The organism is Pedobacter sp. A2324, assembly GCF_059693705.1.
In genome coordinates, this window is sequence record NZ_JCASSK010000001.1 from 905,555 (window position 1) to 925,309 (window position 19,755).

The 19,755-nt window shown below is 43.6% G+C and carries 14 protein-coding genes; 7 read left to right on the plus strand and 7 right to left on the minus strand.

Annotation, left to right across the window (positions count from 1 at the left end):
* The first annotated feature begins 190 nt into the window (after positions 1-190).
* A complete protein-coding gene (locus AC570I_RS03855; RefSeq protein WP_497404417.1) occupies positions 191-427 on the plus strand; it encodes a DUF3253 domain-containing protein in 237 nt (78 codons plus the stop codon).
* On the opposite strand, the gene AC570I_RS03860 is transcribed toward AC570I_RS03855, so the two are convergent.
* The 5 genes from AC570I_RS03860 to AC570I_RS03880 all read right to left on the minus strand — a co-directional run bounded on the left by AC570I_RS03860 (position 411) and on the right by AC570I_RS03880 (position 9,218).
* On the minus strand, positions 411-1,220 hold the full coding sequence (locus AC570I_RS03860) for an FHA domain-containing protein (RefSeq protein WP_497404418.1): 810 nt from the start codon (positions 1,218-1,220) through the stop codon (positions 411-413). The two genes, AC570I_RS03855 and AC570I_RS03860, sit on opposite strands and share 17 nt — an antisense overlap.
* 14 nt (positions 1,221-1,234) lie before the next feature.
* Positions 1,235-5,326, minus strand: coding sequence for an FtsW/RodA/SpoVE family cell cycle protein (locus AC570I_RS03865; protein ID WP_497404419.1), 4,092 nt, complete (start codon positions 5,324-5,326; stop codon positions 1,235-1,237).
* Positions 5,313-6,758 (minus strand): PP2C family protein-serine/threonine phosphatase, encoded by a 1,446-nt coding sequence (locus AC570I_RS03870; RefSeq protein ID WP_497404420.1) that lies wholly within the window; start codon positions 6,756-6,758, stop codon positions 5,313-5,315. Before AC570I_RS03870 ends, AC570I_RS03865 begins: the two co-directional genes overlap by 14 nt.
* Before the next feature lie 95 nt (positions 6,759-6,853).
* Positions 6,854-7,804, minus strand: a complete 951-nt coding sequence (locus AC570I_RS03875; protein WP_497404421.1) for a hypothetical protein — start codon at positions 7,802-7,804, stop codon at positions 6,854-6,856.
* Positions 7,805-7,850: 46 nt separating this feature from the next.
* On the minus strand, positions 7,851-9,218 hold the full coding sequence (locus AC570I_RS03880) for a serine/threonine-protein kinase (protein ID WP_497404422.1): 1,368 nt from the start codon (positions 9,216-9,218) through the stop codon (positions 7,851-7,853).
* Between the two features lie 169 nt (positions 9,219-9,387).
* Here AC570I_RS03880 and AC570I_RS03885 point away from each other — a divergent pair, with 169 nt between their 5' ends.
* Positions 9,388-9,939 (plus strand): NADPH-dependent FMN reductase, encoded by a 552-nt coding sequence (locus tag AC570I_RS03885; RefSeq protein ID WP_497404423.1) that lies wholly within the window; start codon positions 9,388-9,390, stop codon positions 9,937-9,939.
* Positions 9,940-10,128: 189 nt separating this feature from the next.
* On the opposite strand, the gene AC570I_RS03890 is transcribed toward AC570I_RS03885, so the two are convergent.
* A complete protein-coding gene (locus tag AC570I_RS03890) occupies positions 10,129-11,094 on the minus strand; it encodes a S41 family peptidase (RefSeq protein WP_497404424.1) in 966 nt (321 codons plus the stop codon).
* 332 nt (positions 11,095-11,426) lie between these two features.
* Here AC570I_RS03890 and AC570I_RS03895 point away from each other — a divergent pair, with 332 nt between their 5' ends.
* On the plus strand, positions 11,427-11,792 hold the full coding sequence (locus AC570I_RS03895) for a response regulator transcription factor (RefSeq protein WP_497404425.1): 366 nt from the start codon (positions 11,427-11,429) through the stop codon (positions 11,790-11,792).
* A 112-nt stretch (positions 11,793-11,904) separates the two neighbouring features.
* On the opposite strand, the gene AC570I_RS03900 is transcribed toward AC570I_RS03895, so the two are convergent.
* Positions 11,905-12,213: a hypothetical protein gene (locus tag AC570I_RS03900; RefSeq protein WP_497404426.1), complete on the minus strand. Its 309-nt coding sequence runs from the start codon at positions 12,211-12,213 to the stop codon at positions 11,905-11,907.
* Positions 12,214-12,321: 108 nt separating this feature from the next.
* Between AC570I_RS03900 and AC570I_RS03905 the strand changes: the two genes are divergently transcribed.
* The 4 genes from AC570I_RS03905 (at position 12,322) to AC570I_RS03920 (ending at position 19,740) form a co-directional block, all read left to right on the plus strand.
* Positions 12,322-12,864 (plus strand): RNA polymerase sigma factor, encoded by a 543-nt coding sequence (locus AC570I_RS03905; RefSeq protein WP_497404427.1) that lies wholly within the window; start codon positions 12,322-12,324, stop codon positions 12,862-12,864.
* A 52-nt stretch (positions 12,865-12,916) separates the two neighbouring features.
* On the plus strand, positions 12,917-13,891 hold the full coding sequence (locus tag AC570I_RS03910; RefSeq protein WP_497404428.1) for a FecR family protein: 975 nt from the start codon (positions 12,917-12,919) through the stop codon (positions 13,889-13,891).
* A 121-nt stretch (positions 13,892-14,012) separates the two neighbouring features.
* Complete coding sequence (locus tag AC570I_RS03915) at positions 14,013-17,219, plus strand: TonB-dependent receptor (RefSeq protein ID WP_497404429.1); 3,207 nt, start codon at positions 14,013-14,015, stop codon at positions 17,217-17,219.
* A gap of 16 nt (positions 17,220-17,235) precedes the next feature.
* A complete protein-coding gene (locus tag AC570I_RS03920) occupies positions 17,236-19,740 on the plus strand; it encodes a phosphocholine-specific phospholipase C (RefSeq protein WP_497404430.1) in 2,505 nt (834 codons plus the stop codon).
* Positions 19,741-19,755 lie beyond the last annotated feature (15 nt).

Sequence of the window (19,755 nt, forward strand, 5' to 3'; positions counted from 1 at the left end):
CTGAAAAAATCATTACTTTTGATGTAAAGCTTTCCAGAACTATCCGAGTGTATAATACGATCGAACTCTTTGTTATTACTCATAATCAAATATACATAAAAATGCAAAACATTTAAAATCCTGATAAGTTTGAATATCACGTTGATATTTTATCAACATCATTATTAAACCACCCACGTACTAATTAGAAATGGATATCTCCTCAACAATCTTATCTACTGCCGCAAAACGTGGTCCTGAGAAAAGTACTTGTCCGTCGGAAATTGCCCGTATGTTATTTCCCAACGATTGGCGTAAGCATATGAAAGCTGTTCTTGATACGGCTATCGAATTGCATCGCCAGGGTAAAGTGGTGATCACACAAAAGGGAATACCTGTCGACGTTGATCACATTAAAGGCCCTGTACGGATTAAGATTCAGGAGTAGCATCTGGGATTTCGTAACTAAACTCTAACACTACTGATTCCCCCAGGATGATCTGATCGCCTTCTTCAAGCTCCTGACCGATTTGTGTGGCGTGGAGTTTCACTATCTTCTCAGTGAGTGCTGAACGGAGCTTTACTTTATTTCGTGGTGGTATTCCTCCCTCATCTGCATAGATTACAAATTTAGCGAGATTCTTATTCCATTCAATGTGGGCATGCTGGCGGCTGATGTATTTATTCCGTTCATCATCACTTTCTGATGGAAATGCGATATGGTTGGTGCGGAAATAACCTTCGTCAGACTGTGCTTTTTCATCTCTTCCGATATTATATTTGCCTCCCTCTGAACTAATCAGATATCCTGGACGGGAGGTTTTGCCACTAAGTGCTTTGATGTAGGCAGTTGCCTGCAGTTTAACAAAATGGGTTTTGGTTTTTACAAAAAGTGCTACCGGCAATTGCGGCATCTTTATGGCTTCATCGGGAAGGGTTTCATCGAAATGAATGGTAAGCAACCAATTCCCAGGTAAATCCAGGGAGTAGTCATCGCTTATGCGTTGTATTTCATTTTTAAGCTGCTCAGGTTCATCTGCATATACAGCGGCTTCGTAAACCTGGCGCTCTGCCGATGAACAGTTGATATAAAGCGCGAGTCCTTTAATGTTTGCACCCTCGCCACCCTCGGCTTTCTGTAGCTCCTGTTTCACAGACTGAAGTACCTCATGTCTGATTCCTTTAACATCATCCGGTTGGCTGTCGCCTTTGCTTTTAAATAGGTCGAATATCATTTTCATTTCAGTTAATGTGATTAAGGCATTTGTGCATCATTTGTGTTTTCATCAGCCGGTACGATGCTTTTAATATAGCCGCCAGCCTTTAAGAACGGCACTACGTGTTTACCCGCGAGTTTTACGGCATCTGAAGAGCCTTTTGTGGCTTCAATACGCACGCAGACAACAATATTTCCCTTAGCATTTGCAGTTGGTGCAAAAAATACATACCAGCCATCATTGATTTGGGCTTTTTTCCAGATTCGCTCCGGTGTACCAGTTTTTCCGGCAACCTTAACACCCAGTATCCCTGACTTCAGCTCACTTTGCTTAATCATATACTCCTTCATTAGCTGCGCGTACCGCGGATCATTTACTAATTCCGTACCAGACTTTTGCGGCTGAGACTGATCGCTAACCTTCAGCACAAATCTGCTGGCAATCATGTCGCCATTGTTTGCGATCCCTGCTGCCATGCGTGCTACTGCTGCAGGTGTTGCAATTAGCGCCCCCTGACCCCATGACATGCCAGATATACCTTTGGCCCGCGTTTTACGGATGTTGTCAGGATCATATTTGGGTTTGGTATTAAATTCTGTTTTTCGCCAGAGTTGTTTCCACTTTTCCTGCTGAGCCACATTTTCGGTGGGCTTATTGTAGTAATATCCTCCTGCACCATGAAGAAACATTCCGGTTTTCAGGTACAGATCGCCCATGTTTTCCTGCAATTGTTCCTGATTGGCTAGTTTAATGAAATATACATTGTTGGATTTGACTACAGCCCGCTCCAGGTTAATCCATCCTGTTTCATCCGGTTCAATTCCTTTGGTACGGATGCGTTCCCTGGCTTCCACCTGATATTTTTTTTCGGGAGCAGCCATACCAAGCTTGTTAAAAGACGCCATGGCAGTGATGAGTTTAGCCGTAGAACCCGGTTGTGTAAAGGTGGTGAAACCCAGGTCGGAGGTCGTAAGCCAGCCGGCAAGCTGGTTCTGTTCTGCATTGGTCATGGTTAACCTTTCCCAGTCGTGTACAGGGGGTAGGGGATAAACTGCCGAAGTCAGTACGTCGCCAGTGCTGGCTTCCATAATCACCACAGATACCCGGTTATCCATTAGCGAGGTATCCTGTGCAATTGATTTCTGTATTTTTGTCTGTAAACCGGCGTCAATTGTAAGTTGCACATCGCGGTTTTTATTTTTAAATGCTTCTACTTCCTGGCTGCTGATACCGGCGAGCAGTAGTGGCGACAGCGCTGCATAATCTTTTTTCACCACCGTCATTTCTTTTACGCCCCTTGCCAGGAAACGGTTTTCACTGTATCTTTTTGCAATTACATCAAAGCTCTTCGCGGGGAGCTGAAAACCACGAAGTTCGGCTGCATGTTCGTAATCCGCAAAGTATCCGTTGATGCTGCCGTTAAATACCCCGGAGTTTGCGTCGCCTGTCCAAAAGAATAATTGTTCTTCAAAGGGATAGAAACGGTCTAGACGCTGGTGTACGGCAGAATCCAGGTTATAGTTTGAAATACCGGCGCCGAGGAGTTTAAAATGTTGCGCCTTTACGCTATCGGCATCGCTTGTTGCCAGTAATACGCCTTTACGGTCGTGTATGCTACCAGCTTTCAACCTGTTCATGAGTATGGCAATCCGGGGGTTATAGCTGAACATCCTTGCGCCACTCCGGTCGGCTACGAGCGCAGGTTGCACCACCCATTTTTTGTTATTTAATACATATCCTGCCACGTTAGCACCTAGTAAAACAACGCCAAAACATGCCGCAATCAGCGCGGGTACCAGATTTTTATCCTGTTGTTTGGCAACGTATTCCATTTGCAATGCGGTACCTCTTACCTTTGAAACCGAAAGTAAAAATCCTGCCGCCAGGAAGTTGAGCACCAGCGACGACCCGCCATAACTTTGAAAAGGGAGTGATACCCCCGATAAAGGCAGGGCACCGGTTGAGCCGCCTGCAATCAATAAAAACTGAACAAATGTGGAAGCGCCGATCCCTGCACTCAGATAAAACAGAAACGGGGATCCGGTTCGGCGACCAATGATGATCGACCGGTGCAGATATAGCAGGAAAAGCAAAAAGATACATAACATTCCGGTAAGTCCGAACTCTTCACCTATGGAAGGCAGAATCATATCTGTGTGTGCTTCCGGAATGGTTTTCGCAAAGCCTTGACCAATTCCCTGACCTGTTGCGCCGCCGGTAGACATGGCCCATAAGCCATTTGCTACCTGATCTCCACCGTAAACTTCATTGTTCCAGGCATCATTCCAGATGGCTTTCCTGTCGCCAAGGCGTTGTACGGGGCCTGGAAAAACGCGATCGAGATACGGAATCTGATCAATAGTTAAGAAGGCCGACATAATCACCAGTACCATGATTGCAGATTCGCTGAGTTGCCTGCGTTGGAAGAACATCAGTATGCCAACCAAAAGCAGGGTGATTCCGGTAGCGATCCAGACGTTATCGAACAGCCAGGATGCGAGCACATATAATACCACTGCTCCGGCCATGAACATAAAATCGCCCCGCGAGAATGAAAATAAAATAATAAAAGTGAAACACACCACCATCGCGGGACCTAAATCGCCCAGTACCAGGAAAAACATCAGGGTAAGCAATATGGCCACCAGGGCAAAGGAGAAGAATGACCATCTTTTGTTCCAGCTGGTGTATTCACTGATCAGTTTCTCGTTCACGGCAAAAAATCCGGCCAGAAAGAAAATAATCAGGTATTTGACCACTTCGCTGGGCTGAAAGCCAAAAAGGTTGACTTTTACACCGCTGCCCTCGGGCCCGGTTCCAAATAAAATGGTAATCGCCAGTAAGCCGATGGCAGCTAATGCCCAGGGCCATCCGTTGGCGGCAGACCGAATACTTTTAAAAAAAAGCAGTCGGTAAACTACCGTATCGGTGTTGAAGGGGCGTAATTTGATGCATTGCATTACCAGTATGCTAGCGAAGCCCATTAGTAAATATAAAAGTGAATCTTTGGCTAAAAAACGATCACGTAGCGGATCCTGCAAACTCAGTAACGTGAGGAATGAAATGCCGGTAAGCAACATTACTGCCGGTAATATGACCTGATCGGCGGTACTGAACTTCCAGGATAAAACCAGGTGAACGAGAAAAAAACCACCAATCAGACTGGCGCAGATGACGAAGAACCAATTGTTAAATTCCTGAGGGGTTCGGATGATTAATGATTTTTCCTTTTTAAGAATATTGAAATCTCTGGTCGAAAACAGCTTTATGGTATGCGGGCGTTGCTCAAAAGAGAATTCGGCATCTTCGGTAAGGCTCTGCACTCCTTTTGATGCACCATATTGAAAACCGGGTTTCAAAGGAAGTATTTTAAAAGCTTTATCCGGCAACCCATTGAAATGAAATTCACCGTTGGCATCTGATCTTGCATAGGCGGTCAATTGCTGCAATTTCCGTTTGCCGGCACTGTCTGGTATGAAGACCTTTGTTATGCCATTTCCTTTTTCTACGGTGTTTTTAACCGCTTCTGAAGGCTCATCATTGTATAAACTATCTTGCGGCAGTACCATTTCCAACCGAACCAATACACCCTGAACAGCTTGATCATTTTCGACAATCGTCCCGCTTATGCTGTGCGCTCCCAGTCCAATATTTGTTAAAGCGGAGTATTGAGGGGGATTTTGTAGTTCGCGGGCAAAGGTGAGCGAATCTTCGCCTGTATAACCGAGCAATGCGCGCGATGCCAGTACCCTTGCCTTAAACGACTGACCTCCATTTTTGAATGCCTCATCGGCCAGCAGGAAGTAGCGGCGTTTATTTACTTCGCCAATGTTATCAAGTTCCTGTTTGCTTTCCGTTGCATTGGCTACGGTTTTTTCAATCAGGTCTACATCCCGTCGGTCTTCAAAGTAATATCCTTTTTTCAGCAGATTTTTAATGTTTGTAGCCGGGTTTTCGGCGTTTAGGTTCACCATCGTGCCCGCTTTTAATCTTGGGGCTACTTCTGCAAACCTGGTTTGGATGATGCTATACAGCTGGTAAAAGAACAAAGCCAGCACCAGCCCAATGGCTGATATGAATATTCTTTCCCGTGAACGGCTTATGATAACTGGCCCTTTATTTTGCTCCATTTTTTGAATCTGTGGATTTAGGGGATGTATTGCTGGATACTACTATGTTTGGGAACCCGGCACTTACCATTTGCTGATCAGGAAAATTAAGGTTGTTGTTGACATGTAATTTGCAACTCGTAAAGCGCACATTTTTAAGCAGCAATGCCTGATTCGAAATGGAGACCGCATTAGCAAAGCCTTTGAACTGCAGGCTGTCCAGACCCAATAACTTTGCCGGGGTAAGCATGGATAGTGCTGCACCCTTGTATCCGGTATCAGCCTGCAATACCAACCCGCGGGCGAGAATATATAAGGTATCTTTTCTAATTCTGAGCGTATCACTAATGAGCACGGGACTTTTAAAAATCGAGTCGGAAAGTACTACTGTATCACCTACAGCGTTATCGAATGCATCCTGGAGTAATTTTTCCTGGCTGTTTCTGACGGTGGTTGTCGGCGATAAAACCTGGGGTGATGCCGGTTCGGGTGTGCGCCGGGTTTGTAAAAACAAAAATACCGTAGCGCCGAGCAGGATCAGGCATAAGAACACCAACGCGGTAAACCAGAAGTTCCTTTTTGGTTTTGCCGGAGCTGTTGAGGGGCTATGATGATTATTATTGATAGGAGATTGCATTGTTGGTTCTGCAGTTGTAGCGGTTTGCTGTGCCGGGCGCGGTTTGGTTGGTGCAGCTTGCTGAAGCTTTTTATTATTTTGGACCAATACCACTGTAATGTTGTCTCGTCCTCCGTTCTCATTGGCCATGGCTACCAGGTTTTCCGCCTTTTTGGAGAGGTCGTCTCCCTGAAGCAGCAAGGTAATAATGTCCTGTTTATTTACCATATCGGTAAGTCCATCACTGCAGATTAATAATAAATCTCCAGGAAGAAAGGGCGATTGGCCCGTCTCGATGTAACTTTCATCGCTGCTCATCTGATCACTAAAACCTATCGCCTTATTGATCTCGTTGCGTTTGGGATGCTGCATGGCTGCGGTCTCATCCAGCCTTCCCGAGTCTTCCAGGAAACCCACAAAAGAATGGTCTTTAGAAATCTTGACTAACGATCCGTCACGCAGTAAATATAATCTGGTATCGCCAACGTGGGCATAATAAAACTGATTGTGTTCAATATCTGCCAGCACAAGGGTAGCCACGCAGGCCATCTCCGAAAGTTCTTTCTCTGTTTTTTTCCGGACAGCAATAACCTCATTGGTTTTATTGAAAGCATTGATCATTTCTGCAATGGGATCTACCGAAAGACCTTTAAACTGCTTCAAGATTTCTTCTTTGGCGATTGCAGCAGCCACTTCACCACCATGATAGCCTCCAACGCCGTCTATCACCGAAGCGAGGATTAGCCGGTCTTCGGTAAGCGATGTTGCAATAAAGCTATCCTCATTGTTATCTCTGCTTTTACCAGTATCTGTGATTCCGAAAAAGTACTTATTCATATTAGTTTCGGGGATTTTTAATGTCTTTAAAATGTACAACCAGAAGGGCGGTGACGAGGGTTAACAGCAGAATGGAAAGTAACTGCGACATATACTTAGGATTTAAACAGGTTTAAGCCGATAATGCCGTTTAGCAACATCCTTGAATTGAGCGGCAATGGTACCCACTGTGGCGCATTGATTTCACTTTGGGGCACCAGAACCTCATTTAAGGTGGTTACCTCCCCGAAAGAAGCCAGATAAAAGTTGCCGTCGGCTTGGTTATAACGAATATGCAGGTGTGGGGAATTGGCCCATTCAGTAGCAATTTTAAAGATATTCGGGTCATCCCGCTCATCTTCATTCCCGGAAACAATAGTGTCTGCTGTTTTAATCAGAAACTCTATTTTTTTACCGGCATACTGCTTGTCGGGGATAATGGTTTCCAGGCGCGCAATTACAGATTGCACTGCCTGAGCAGGACTACCCTCTGTATATTCGAGCTGAGCTTCGTAGGGGATCTCCATGTAGCCATCGCTGTAATAGGTAAAGCCTTTTAAAATGTCATTATTCACATCGAAGGTTTGGGCAATACCGGTTTGACGGGGAATAAAGGTAACACGAAGATTCTCAGCTTTCTGGTTATTTCCAGGAAGCAATTTTCCAATGAAGCCTTTGTCGCCACGGGCATAATCAGGATGGGAAACCAGGCGGAAGACCCATTTCGATCCCGAAGGTTCTACCGTTTTACCTGCCTGACGATGTTCTTTCAAAATATCGTAGAATTTTTTAACCGATTCCTGCACAATTAAACCAAAAATACCCTGTTTATTGTCGGTAAAGGCTTGGTAGTCTTCTGCATTAAATGTAATGATGAATTCGTGATAAAAAACGACGCGGTCGGCAAACGACATTTCGTTAATTGACTCCTGGAATTTATCGACAATAAAGCTATATATGGTATCCGGGGTAAGCTGCGGCAGCTTTTCTATGTTCCTTTTGGTTTCATCCGTCAGAAACCAATCCTGAATGCCAATGCGACGCCAGAAATTTGATTTTGTCTCCATAAATTACAATGTGTAAAAAGCCAAAAAGGGCCAATGTATTATTTTATTAAAACTGTAGCGGTTTAAGCGAAGTATCTGGCGTAAGATCTTCTGTGCTGTCCGCGGCTTTCTGCTGCGCTTTTTTTATTTCGGCTTTAATGGCGCTATCCACCACGCGTTTGGTTGCTGCAGCAGCTGCGGCCTTGCGTTCCTGAGCCAGTCTTATTCGCTCGGCGTCTGTGGTATCGGGCGCAGATGGAATCGAATCTACAGGAGTGACTACTTCCTGCATTTCTTCTTTTTTACCGAATTGCGAATAGCCGACAATAGCCATCAAACCAACAATCACGATAATCAGGCAGGCAAATGCAAAATGTGATAGTTGTATGCCACTTCCTTCAGGCGCTACGGTGTTCTCTAATGTTTCAATTTGTTGACGAAGAGATTCGTTTTCTGTCCGAAGAAATTCCAGGTCGGGGTTAATTACAGGGGTGGACGGGATTGCTGGTGATTGGGGGGCTGGTGGTACTATCAATCCACCATTTAATACGGCCTCGTGCAACACCATTCCGTCGGCATATCTCAGCATCGGGTCTTTCTGAAGGCATTTATTGATCAGACTGAGCAACCACTCCGGCACTCGCATTTCCCGGGTTTTCTGTTCCTCGCTCCAGCTGGCTGGCAGGTTGTTTTGACGTAAATCGAGTAGGTTGGGCACTTCAGTTTCCATGTGCCCGATCATGACGGTATTGCGTCCTGTGTCGCTGTTGCCGGGTAGGGGGAAAGGTACCTGTCCGGCCAGTAATTCATATAAAATAATGCCGTAGCTGTATACATCACTTTGCAGAAGCATTTTGCCTTCATTTTGTTCGGGCGCCATAAACTCAACTGCACCGGCATGCCTGATACTGCTTCTGCGTTGCTCATCACTCAATATAGCCAGGCCAAAATCGAGTAGCACATAGTTGCCGGTATGCACATTGTATTTTACGTTGTTGCTCTTTACATCACCATGTTTTACGCCCAGATTGTGGCAATGCGCCAGTGCCGCTGCGAGCTGATGGGCTACTTTAACTGTTTCCTGTATGGTGAAAATCTTTTCATGTGGTTCCTGAAGCAGTTCACAAAGATCCGGACCCTCAATATATTCCATTTCAATAAAAGGGAATGATCCGCTTTCGGTGATGCCGAAACTGAGCATCTTCACCACATTGGGACTCGGATTCTCGTTTACCTTGAGCAATTTTGATACTTCATTTTCAAAATTGCGGTAATTTTTATCGTTGCGGTCTTCCGTGTAAATGGGTGTTGGGATGAGCTTTACGGCAGAGTAAATTGCACCAATACGCTTTCCTTTGTATACGGAGCCTTGTCCTCCGGTACGCAGCGCTCCTAAATTCTCAAGTCCTTCTGTAATTGTAAATACTTTGCTCATAGTTTCCGTATTAACAATTATAAGGAATTTTTGTTGCCGAATAATTTATTAATTACAGATGTAGCTAAGTAAAAAATCGGAAAATGCCTGCAAACATTGTTCATCTTGTCTGGTTTAATATTTCAGTATCGTTGAAATGATGTATATTAAGATACTAAAGCAGGAACATATGAGCAAGAAAATTGGAATTATAGCAGGAAGTTTGCGTAAAGCTTCTTTCTCAAAGAAAATCGCAGCAGCGGTAGTGGATATGGCCCCTGGAGGCTTTGATTTTGAGATCATTAACATCGCTGATCTACCTGTTTACAATCAGGATTTTGATGATGAAGGCGATGTACCCGAAGCATATACCATCTTCAGAGAAAAAATGGCTACTATTGATGGCGTCATTTTCATCACACCGGAATATAACAGATCGGTACCTGGAGTATTAAAGAATGCTATTGATGTCGGCTCTCGCCCTTATGGGAAAAGTATCTGGAGCGGTAAGCCTGCAGCGATATTCAGTAATTCACCGGGCAATCTCGCTGCTTTTGGTGCCAATCACCATTTAAGGCAAAGTCTGGTATTTTTAGATATGCCGATCATGCAGCAACCTGAAGTCTATCTGGCAAAAATCGGCGAATCGATTGATGAGGAGGGGAAGCTGAAAGAGGGGAAAACCAGGGAATTTCTTCAGACTGCTGTAAATGCCTATGTGAATTTATTCAAAAAAGGCTGAAGTTACCGGTTAAGCTAAAAATAGTTGTAGAAAACACTATGCTGGCTGTTCCGCATATGATCAGTTACAAGTGGGGCCGGGTTATCAATATCAGTTCCACTTCGATCGTGGAACCCATTGCCAGTCTGGTATTATCAAGCTAATGAAATCTGTAGCATGGTGAAGTATCCCTGAGTTGCGGCTGAAAAATCATTTAGCATGTTTAGCAACGTAAACCAAAGTCTCCTGAAGCCATTGGTCACTTTTCAGTAGCACATCAGGTGCAACTCCAATGCCTTCTATGGAATGTCCATCTTTGGTTTCGATCTGACAGTTTGGAATAAACATCCAGAAAATGGTATCTGTTTCGGGTGTCCTGAATCCTTGTGAGGTACCCGGATTACCAGCACCTGCCGTAGTGTCACCAAGAATTATTGCTCTTTTCATTTCCTTCGCCGTAAATGCAAAATATTCAGCAGCTGAAAATGTGTTTTTGGATGCTATGATATAGATTGGCTTGTCAAAAAAAGTCGGACCATCCTTATAATTGAAAATTACTTCACTCTCATGCCATTCTTTATCTCCGGTGCATTTCTTTTTCAATAGCGTTTGATATCCTTTATCGCGATACAAAAACTGATTAAAGAATGCACTGCTTGCGCCATCGCCGCCCGGATTCTCTGTTAAGTCAAAAATCAAACCCCTACAGCCCGTAAGTGTGTTTAGGACTTTCCGAATTTCCCTGAATGCGTTTTCATTTGCAATACATAAGTCCCATTTAATGTATCCAATATTGTTTTTTAAAATCCTGTAATCACTAATTCCAGCAACAGACTGCTTAAGCGGTTTTACTTCCTCCGCATTCTCAGGATTAGCCGGGTATGCTGTTACATTGAAATGCTTGTCGTGTGTTTCTGCCTGTAGAAACGATGTGATCATTCTGGCAGCTTGTGTCGGGGTCAAATGATCGAATTTTTTCTGGCTTTCCATTTTCGTTAATTTATTAACCAAATCCACGGCTTTTGCTTTATCAAAGTATTGCTGTGAAAGATTAGCTTTCAATATGGTCAACAGCATATCAACATCGTTTTTCGAAGTTAATTTCGGTTGGTGTGAGCAGGATAGGATGGTGAGAAATGAAAGAGATAAAATCAGGAGGAAGTATTTTTTAAACATTCGAGCGCATTTTTCGTAAAGGTATTAAAAGTTTAGCGAAACGATGATGTGATGGTTTAATAAATCTAGCAAGACGAAATACCTTCATCAAGCATTTGTTTTAAAGGAGTTGCTGAAATCTGTTCGGATGTTTATCAATGGCATTACGCAGATTCGATTGTATAATGTTACTATTTCATGCAAAAGGTGATTTTGAAACCTTGTGGCGGGATTTTTAATACTCTTATTTTTTAGTCTTAAATCAGATATTTTCATTATGTGGCAACAAATTGTAAACAATATCTAAAAGTTGTTGTTATGCAGTCAACCCGAAGTGATTTATTAAGACAAGCATGCCAAAAAAAATATGTATCCTCGAAGACGATGCCGACATAAGAGAAGTAATTACCCTGGTGCTGGAAGGCGAGGATTATGAGGTATATGCCTTTTCAGATGTTTCCTCCTTTATGGCCCGCAAGATTGTGAATGAACCTGACCTTTATTTATTGGATATCAGGCTCCCGGACGGAAACGGTCTTGAAGTTTGTAAATTTCTGAGATCTGGCGAAAAAACAGGTCATATTCCAATTATTATGATGAGTGCTCATGAAAGAATTGACCAGATGAAACTTCAATGTACAGCTGATGACTTCATTGCCAAACCTTTTGATATTTATCAGCTGGTAGGGCGGGTTAATCAAGCTCTTTTGGTGAGCTAGTTATTCTGCTTTTTTCATGATATCCTTTGCCCTTTCGAAAAAGCTTTTTTCCGCTAATTGTTGCTCTACTTCAACAATAGCTTTCATTAGGTTGTTTTGTGTGTCTGTTAATTCAGTAATTGATGAAGTGATAATGCCCCAAACGGGCTGCATCTGCCTTTTTGGATGAGATTAGCTTTTCCTTTTCCAGTTCTTTCAAGAGGGTAATCGTAGAGGGATGGGTATAACCAATTTCTGTAGCCAGTTCTACAAGGCATAATACCGGTTTGAAATGCAGTGTGTAGATTACCCGGAACCACTTAGGTTCGAAGGGAATTCCATTCGCTTTGTAGATCAGAAAGCCATCCTTCCTGATTTGTTCGCTCAGGCGTTGCAACCTGGTGGAAATTGCCAGCAGGCCTGATTCGTTGATTACATTCATGAACTTCTATTAAGCAAATATATAAACCGGATAGGTAACAAAGCCGTTGTTCATTTAAGCTTAACGGTGCCTTAACAATTGAATATCTAGTTTTGCCGGCAACAAATCATGATGAACGGCAAGACAGATATTGAGCTTCTACAAGCCATCCAGGCTGGAGATGAAAAAGCATTTAAATGTGTTTTCGATGCTTACTGGCAGAGGCTGCTTGCTGCCATTGTTCAGCTCATAGGCGATGAAGATCAGGCTAAAGACATTCTTCAGAACACATTTGTTACCTTTTGGGACAAGCGTGGCAGCCTAATTATTTCCGATTCGCTGTGGCCATTTCTATTCCGGATTGCCAAAAACGACGTGATTGATCTTTTTAGAAAGAATAAGGTCCGTTTACAGCGAGTGGATCTGCTAATCGCCGATCTTCAAAATCATTCTGGAATCGAAGAAAGCATTAGTTTAAAAGAATTGCAAACAGAAATTGATGCAGAGTTGGTAAAGATGCCTCAAAATATGAAGTTATGCTTTCAACTAAGCCGTGAAGATGACAAGTCGGTACGCGAAATATCACGGGAACTACACCTGTCAGAGCAAACTGTTAAAAACAATATTTCTGAGGCGCTTAGGCGTTTGCGTGGCAGATTAAAATTAACGTAATGTTAATATTCGCTTAAAGTACTTTCTTCGTTTTCAAACGCTTTATGGATGAATGAAACCCGAAGAGCGAAAAATCCTTTCCAGAATCCTGATGCAGTATAAAGCCGGGGAGCTGGATGAGAAGAGAAAAACAATTATTGACCGCTGGTTCTCTGAACCAGAATACCAGGGGGCGGCAAGCTCTGAGCAGGATGAGCAACTTGCTGCTCAGCTTTTTGCGGGTATACTTTCTAAAACCACCCGCAAGCGCAAAACATCTTTCAGTGCTATAGCGAGCTGGTCTGTTGCCGCTTCCATTTTACTTGTTGCGGGAACGATATTGTTTCTGAGAAATCATGCCCATCAGAAAGCGGCTGAAAGAGTTGCTTACGATACTTTCACTACCTTAAAAGGGCAGGTAAAAGAAATAACACTTTCCGATGGTACGCAGGTTTTCATGAATGCTGCTACCTCCCTTCGTGTACGGAAGAATCTGAACAGATCTGAAAAACGAATCGTGATGCTGGATCGGGGAGAAGCATTTTTCAAAGTAAAACGCGATGCCCGACACCCTTTCAGTATCTCTTCAGGTCAATTCATTACCACAGTATTAGGCACCTCCTTCAATATTAACTTTTATCCTGAAACCGGAGCTTATCAGGTAGCGGTAAATACAGGAAAGGTAAAAGTTGAAAAAACACAGGGCAAGGCGTTACGTACACTACATGCCGGTCTTACGCCCGGCGAGGTGATCCGTTACGATTTGCGAAGCGGTGAAACAGCACTTACCAGAGACAGCCAGAAACAGCTCTGCAGTTGGAAAAACGACCGATCGGTATATATCGATCAGATGGATTTAGCTCAAATTGCCCAGGTGCTTAGCCGCCAGTATAATATTCCGGTGAAGATATCCGGACCTGAAACAAGAAAATACTCGTTTAAACTAGGTTACCTGCCGCTGGCAGATGCGTTGCTTGAGATAGCCCGCAATACCGGTGTGAGTTACGAACAAACCAATCAAATGATCACCCTTAATCCGGCAAGATGAAGTAAAGTTAAATAAAAAAAAGAACCGGATTCCTACTCCAATAGGAACCCGGGGAAGATGGCTGCTGAAGCAGTGGCATCTTATACTAATCAATTTCCAAAAATCAATTAAGCAAATAAATATGCGAGTTTATTACCATTTTTTTAACCTTTCGAAAAGAAATATTTTGTTTTGGGCTCAGCCGCTGCTGATTTGCCTGTTTTTAGTTTTTTCTGCCGCCAGTTCTTATGGTCAAAGTACCGATGCTTCTATCCGTGGCCGGGTTACTGATGAAAAGGGGATAGCAATCCCCGGAGCCTCTATTGTTGTACGCAATGAATCAACTGGTTTCAGAACCGTTACGGCCACCGGCAAAGATGGAACCTACGCCTTAATTCAATTGCCACTGGGCAGACCCTACAGCGTAACGGTTAGTTATATAGGCTATCCAAAGCAGGCTAAAACCGACCTGGCGCTGAACCAGGGGGACAATATCGTGGCCGATTTTAAACTGAGTGAATCCAATACCCAGCTGAATGAGGTAAACATAAGTGCGAATACGCTAACTAAACGTATCGACAGGCTTGGATCAAGTACAGCCATCACGGCGCAGAACATTCAACAACTGCCAACGCAAAACAGAAACTTTAACAACCTTTCTGCTCTTGCACCTACAACGAATGGAACCAATATTTCAGGTCAAAGGGCATCTTCTACCAATTATTTAATTGACGGTGCCAGTGCCAGGAACAACCTTACTTCAGGTGCTATTGGTAGTGGTCCGTATTCCTTATCGCTGGAGGCCATCCGGGAATTTGAGGTCGCGGCCAATGTTTATGATGTAAGCAGGGGTAGAGAAGGTGGTGGTACCGTGTCAGCCGTAACAAAATCAGGAACCAATACCTTAACAGGTTCGGTATTTGATTATTATCGCTCGGATTTCCTTGCGAGCCCTTACGATATCCGTGGAAACAAACGGGTACAGAAATTCACCACCAATCAATATGGATTTAGTTTGGGTGGACCAATTATCAAGGACAAGCTTCATTTTTTTACCGCCCTTGATCGTCAGGATGAAACGATGCCGTTTTTTATCGCCGATATCAGGGATGATGCTGATGCGATAAGTCTGGGGATCAGCAAAGGTGCCCTTGATAGTGTGGTGAACATTGGCAGAGCAAAATATGGTTTGGGATCGGGCCCTCAGGTGGGCGAATTCCAAAGGAAAACCCTCGCCAATACTTTCTTCGCAAGGATTGACTGGCAGATTAATGATCAACATCGGTTAACTATCAGAAACAATTATAGCGACTGGTTAAATCCTGTAAGTAACAGTGATAATTCCAATATTAACCTTTTTGAAGTATGGGGCGATTTTAAATCCAAAGAAAATAGTACACTGGTTTCACTGCGCTCACAATTCAGTCCAAATTTTTTAAACGAATTTAAATTGCAGTACCAAACCGCTACACGGGATTATGTACCCAACAGCGAGCTTCCGGCGGGAAATATTCCAAGAGCGATTGTTACCGTACGCTCAACCTTACCTAACGGTACGCTGGGCAACAGAACGGTTCAGTTAGGCGGACAACGTTTCTTTCCGGAAAATAACCTGGAGAACCAGGTCCAGTTAATCAATACCTCTTATTACAATGTGGGTAAATATAAGTTCACATTCGGTACGGATAATACCCTGACTTACATGGACACTTATCTTTCAAGCGAGCAGAATGGCCGGTTTATCTTCAATAGTCTGGCCGACTTCAACAACCTTAATGCATCACGCTATGCAAGGGAAGCGCCAATTAATGGCATCCCAACGGTACAGCAATATTTGTTAAACCTATCCTTATTCGGGCAGGTGGAAACCGACCTTGGTAAAGACATAAATGCGATGATTGGTCTTCGTTATGATGTAACCAGCTTTTTAACCCATGCGGATTACAATCCTGTCGTGGAGCGGACGCTGGGACTTCGTACTGATAGCAAAATTACAGACGCAGGTAAAATTCAGCCCAGATTCCAACTAACATGGGATGTTAACAGTGAGAAAAAAGACATCATCCGTTTAGGTGGCGGATTGTTCTCATCTTATCCGGTAAACTATGCCCAGGTGAATAATATTCAGAATAGCGGAACTAAGGTCGCTTCGATTGATGTATCCAGACCAGCCTCCGGGCCAAGCCTGGTACCAACGCCAAATTTCCCGCTATACCGCCAGGATCCCTCAACCGTTCCGGGTGTAATTGCAGGCGCACCTGTAGTGTCCACAATCAACCTGAATGACCCGAACCTGAAAATGCCTTCAATTTTCAAAGCTAACCTGAGCTATAACAAAATTATCGGCGATCGCCTGCGACTGGGAATCAACCTGCTGTATTCCTACACGAAAAATAACTACGTCTATCTGGATAAAAACCTGGTGGATAATCCGTATTTCACTTTGGCTAATGAAGAAAACAGGGGGGTGTTTGTACCGGCTGCATCCATTACAGCAGCTGGAATTACCAATAATGTTTTAGGCCGTAAAACCAGTGAAGTAGGCCGTGTACTGATGCTTACCAATGGTGCCACGCTGGAACAGAAAGCGATGATTTTAGATGCAAGCTTTCGTTATTTAAAAGATGGCTATATCAATGTTAGCTACACGTTGAATGATGCCAGAGATAATTCATCTTACAATGGTAACGTGGCTAACACTTCTACATTCAGGCCGGTAAAATCGGATCCGAGAGATTTATCGCAGGTAGTTTACTCTGATAATCAGTTCAGAAATAAGCTTGTTGTTTACGGAAGTACACCAAGCTGGAAAGGCTTTTCGGCGGCTGCCACATTCAGGGGTATTGGCGGAACGCGTTATTCTATGACTGTTGATGCGGATATAAACGGTGATTTTGTTGGTGGCCCGGGTAATGATAATGACCTCGCTTTTGTTTTCGATCCGAACAGTCCGCTTACCAGCGCGGCCAACAAGGCTTCAATGGAAAAAGTGCTGAATAATCCTGATAACAGATCGAAAGAATACATCCTTAAAAGTCTGGGTAAAATTGCCGACCGTAACGGAGGTATCAACCCTTTTGCAGGAACATTCGATATCCGCGTTCAGAAGGAATTCAAAACTTATAAGAACCAGAAACTGACTTTAAGTTTTGATGCCTTCAACTTTGCCAACCTCCTCAATAAAAACTGGGGGGTAAACTACAACCTTGGCGACCAGACCTTACTTACTGTTACGCGTTTCGATCAAACAAAAAAACAGTATGAATATCGTGTAAACGAAAACGTGGGGGTAACCCAGGCGGCAGGCACGCCTTACCAAATTCAACTTGGTGCGAGATACTCATTTTAAAGCACTTTTTATAAATATGGATTCACGTAGAGATTTTATTAAAAAGGCAGCCCTCCTCTCAGGAGGCGCTGCCTTAGCCGGAGCAATGCCGCCAGCAATTCAGAAAGCACTGGCTATTAATCCGGCAATAGGCAGTACTTTTTATGATGCCGAGCACATTGTGTTTCTGATGCAGGAAAACCGGAGCTTCGACCACGCCTTTGGAATGTTGCAGGGAGTAAGGGGATTCAATGATCCAAGGGCAATTAACCTGCCTGATAAAAATAAAGTCTGGCTGCAAACCAATAAAGATGGTGAAACCTATGCACCATGGCACCTGGATATTAAGGACACCAAGATTGCCTGGATGGGATCGACCCCGCACAACTGGACCGACCAGACGGATGCCCGGAATGGCGGCAAGTACAACCGCTGGCTGGATGTTAAAAAGCCCTACAAAGCTACCTATGCACACATGCCTTTGACTATCGGTTATTGCAAGCGCGAAGATTTCCCATTTTATTATTCCCTTGCTGATGCTTTTACCGTTTGTGATCAAAACTTTTGTTCGGTAATTGCCGGAACACACCCGAACCGTTATTACTGGATGACAGGTACCGTGAGGGAACAGAATAAGCCTGAAGGTGTGGCACATTTATGGAACATCAGCAACTACGATAAGCCCACTTTAAACTGGAAAACTTATCCCGAACGGTTAGAAGAAAATGGAGTTTCATGGAAAATTTACCAGAATGAACTGACCATGGGTTTCGGACTGAACGGAGAATCAAGTTCCTGGCTGAGTAATTTCGGAACTAATGTGATGGAATATTTCGAGCAGTATAATGTGCGTTTGACACCAGGAGCAATTTCCAATCTTCAGGAAAAAAAGGAACTGCTTTTAAAACAAATTGCCGAATCGGGCAATGAAAATTTAAGTGAAGAGGAAAAAACCAAGCTGGAAGCAATCAAAAAACTGCTCCTTAAAACTCAGGATGAAGAGCAGAAATATACCACGGATGCCCATGCGAAGCTTTCTACACAAGCTCAAAAACTGAATGCAAATGCATTTACGGTGAATGCCGGCGATGAGCATTTCCATGCCCTTCAGCCAATGACTTATGAGGATAAAGGCGAAAAACGCGAGCTGAATATCCCTAAAGGCGACATCCTTCACCAGTTTAGAAAAGATGTTGACCAGGGAACACTGCCTACAGTTTCCTGGCTAATGACTCCGGCAAACTTTTCTGATCACCCGGGTGTGCCTTGGTTTGGTTCTTGGTTTGTAAGTGAGGTAATGGACATCCTGACCAAAAATCCCGAACAATGGAAAAAAACAATCTTCATCATGACTTACGATGAAAATGATGGCTATTTCGACCATATACCACCTTTTGTACCGCCACATCCTTTTAAAGCACATTCAGGAAAAGTTTCTGAGGGAATCGATACGAAGATGGATTTTGCTACCAAAGATCAGCAAACTAACCCGTCGATGAAAGAGGCTAATATCCGCGAAAGCCAGATTGGGCTGGGTTATCGGGTACCGATGGTAATCGTGTCTCCATGGACCAGGGGTGGCTATGTGAATTCAGAGGTGTTTGATCATACATCTTCACTGCAGTTCCTGGAGCACTTTATTGAAAAAAAGTACAAAAAGAAGGTTCTTGAGGAGAATATCACCCCGTGGAGAAGAACGATTTGCGGAGACCTGAGCTCAGTATTTCGTCCTTACAACGGTGAGCAGATTTCGTATCCGAAGGGTTTGGTAAAGGAAGCGTTTATGCAGCATATTTATTCCGCTAAATTTAAAGAACTCCCGGATAATTACAGAAAACTGAGCGCCGAAGAGATCGATATGATTAATACTGATCCGGCTAGTTCTCCTTATTTTCCTAAGCAGGAAAAAGGAATCCGTGCAGCCTGCGCACTACCTTATGAATTGTATGTGGATAGCTCAAAGACTGATGGCCGGATCAAAATTAACTTTGCTGCGGCAAATCATGTTTTTGGTCAGCGTGCTTCCGGTGCCCCTTTTACCGTTTACGCCATGAGCCCTTTTAAAGGAGAAACTTTACGGGTTTGGGATTATACGGTAAGCGCCGGAGATCATTTGACCGATGAATGGTTAGCCAAGGATTTTGAAAACGGGCAATACCATCTCAGGGCTTATGGTCCAAATGGCTTTTTTCGTGAATTTGCCGGTACTTCGGTTAACTCAGCGCTTCAGGTGAAATGTAATTATCAGTCCGGTTTGTTGAAAAACAGTTTATCTGGAAACCTTGATTTCACTTTGGACAATACCAGCGATAAGGCAATTGTAGTGGATATTGAAGATATGGCCTATAAAACCGGTTTGAAAACAATTAAGCTTGCTGCCAAAGCAAAAGTTTCGGTTATAATGGACCTTGCTAAAAGCTACCGCTGGTACGATTTCAAGGTCAGTGTGAAAAATGAGTCACACTTCTTCGAACGTTTTGCGGGACGAGTAGAAACAGGAAAAGAAGGAAAGACAGACCCATTAATGGGAGGAGTGGTTTAATCAAGTCCACTTAGA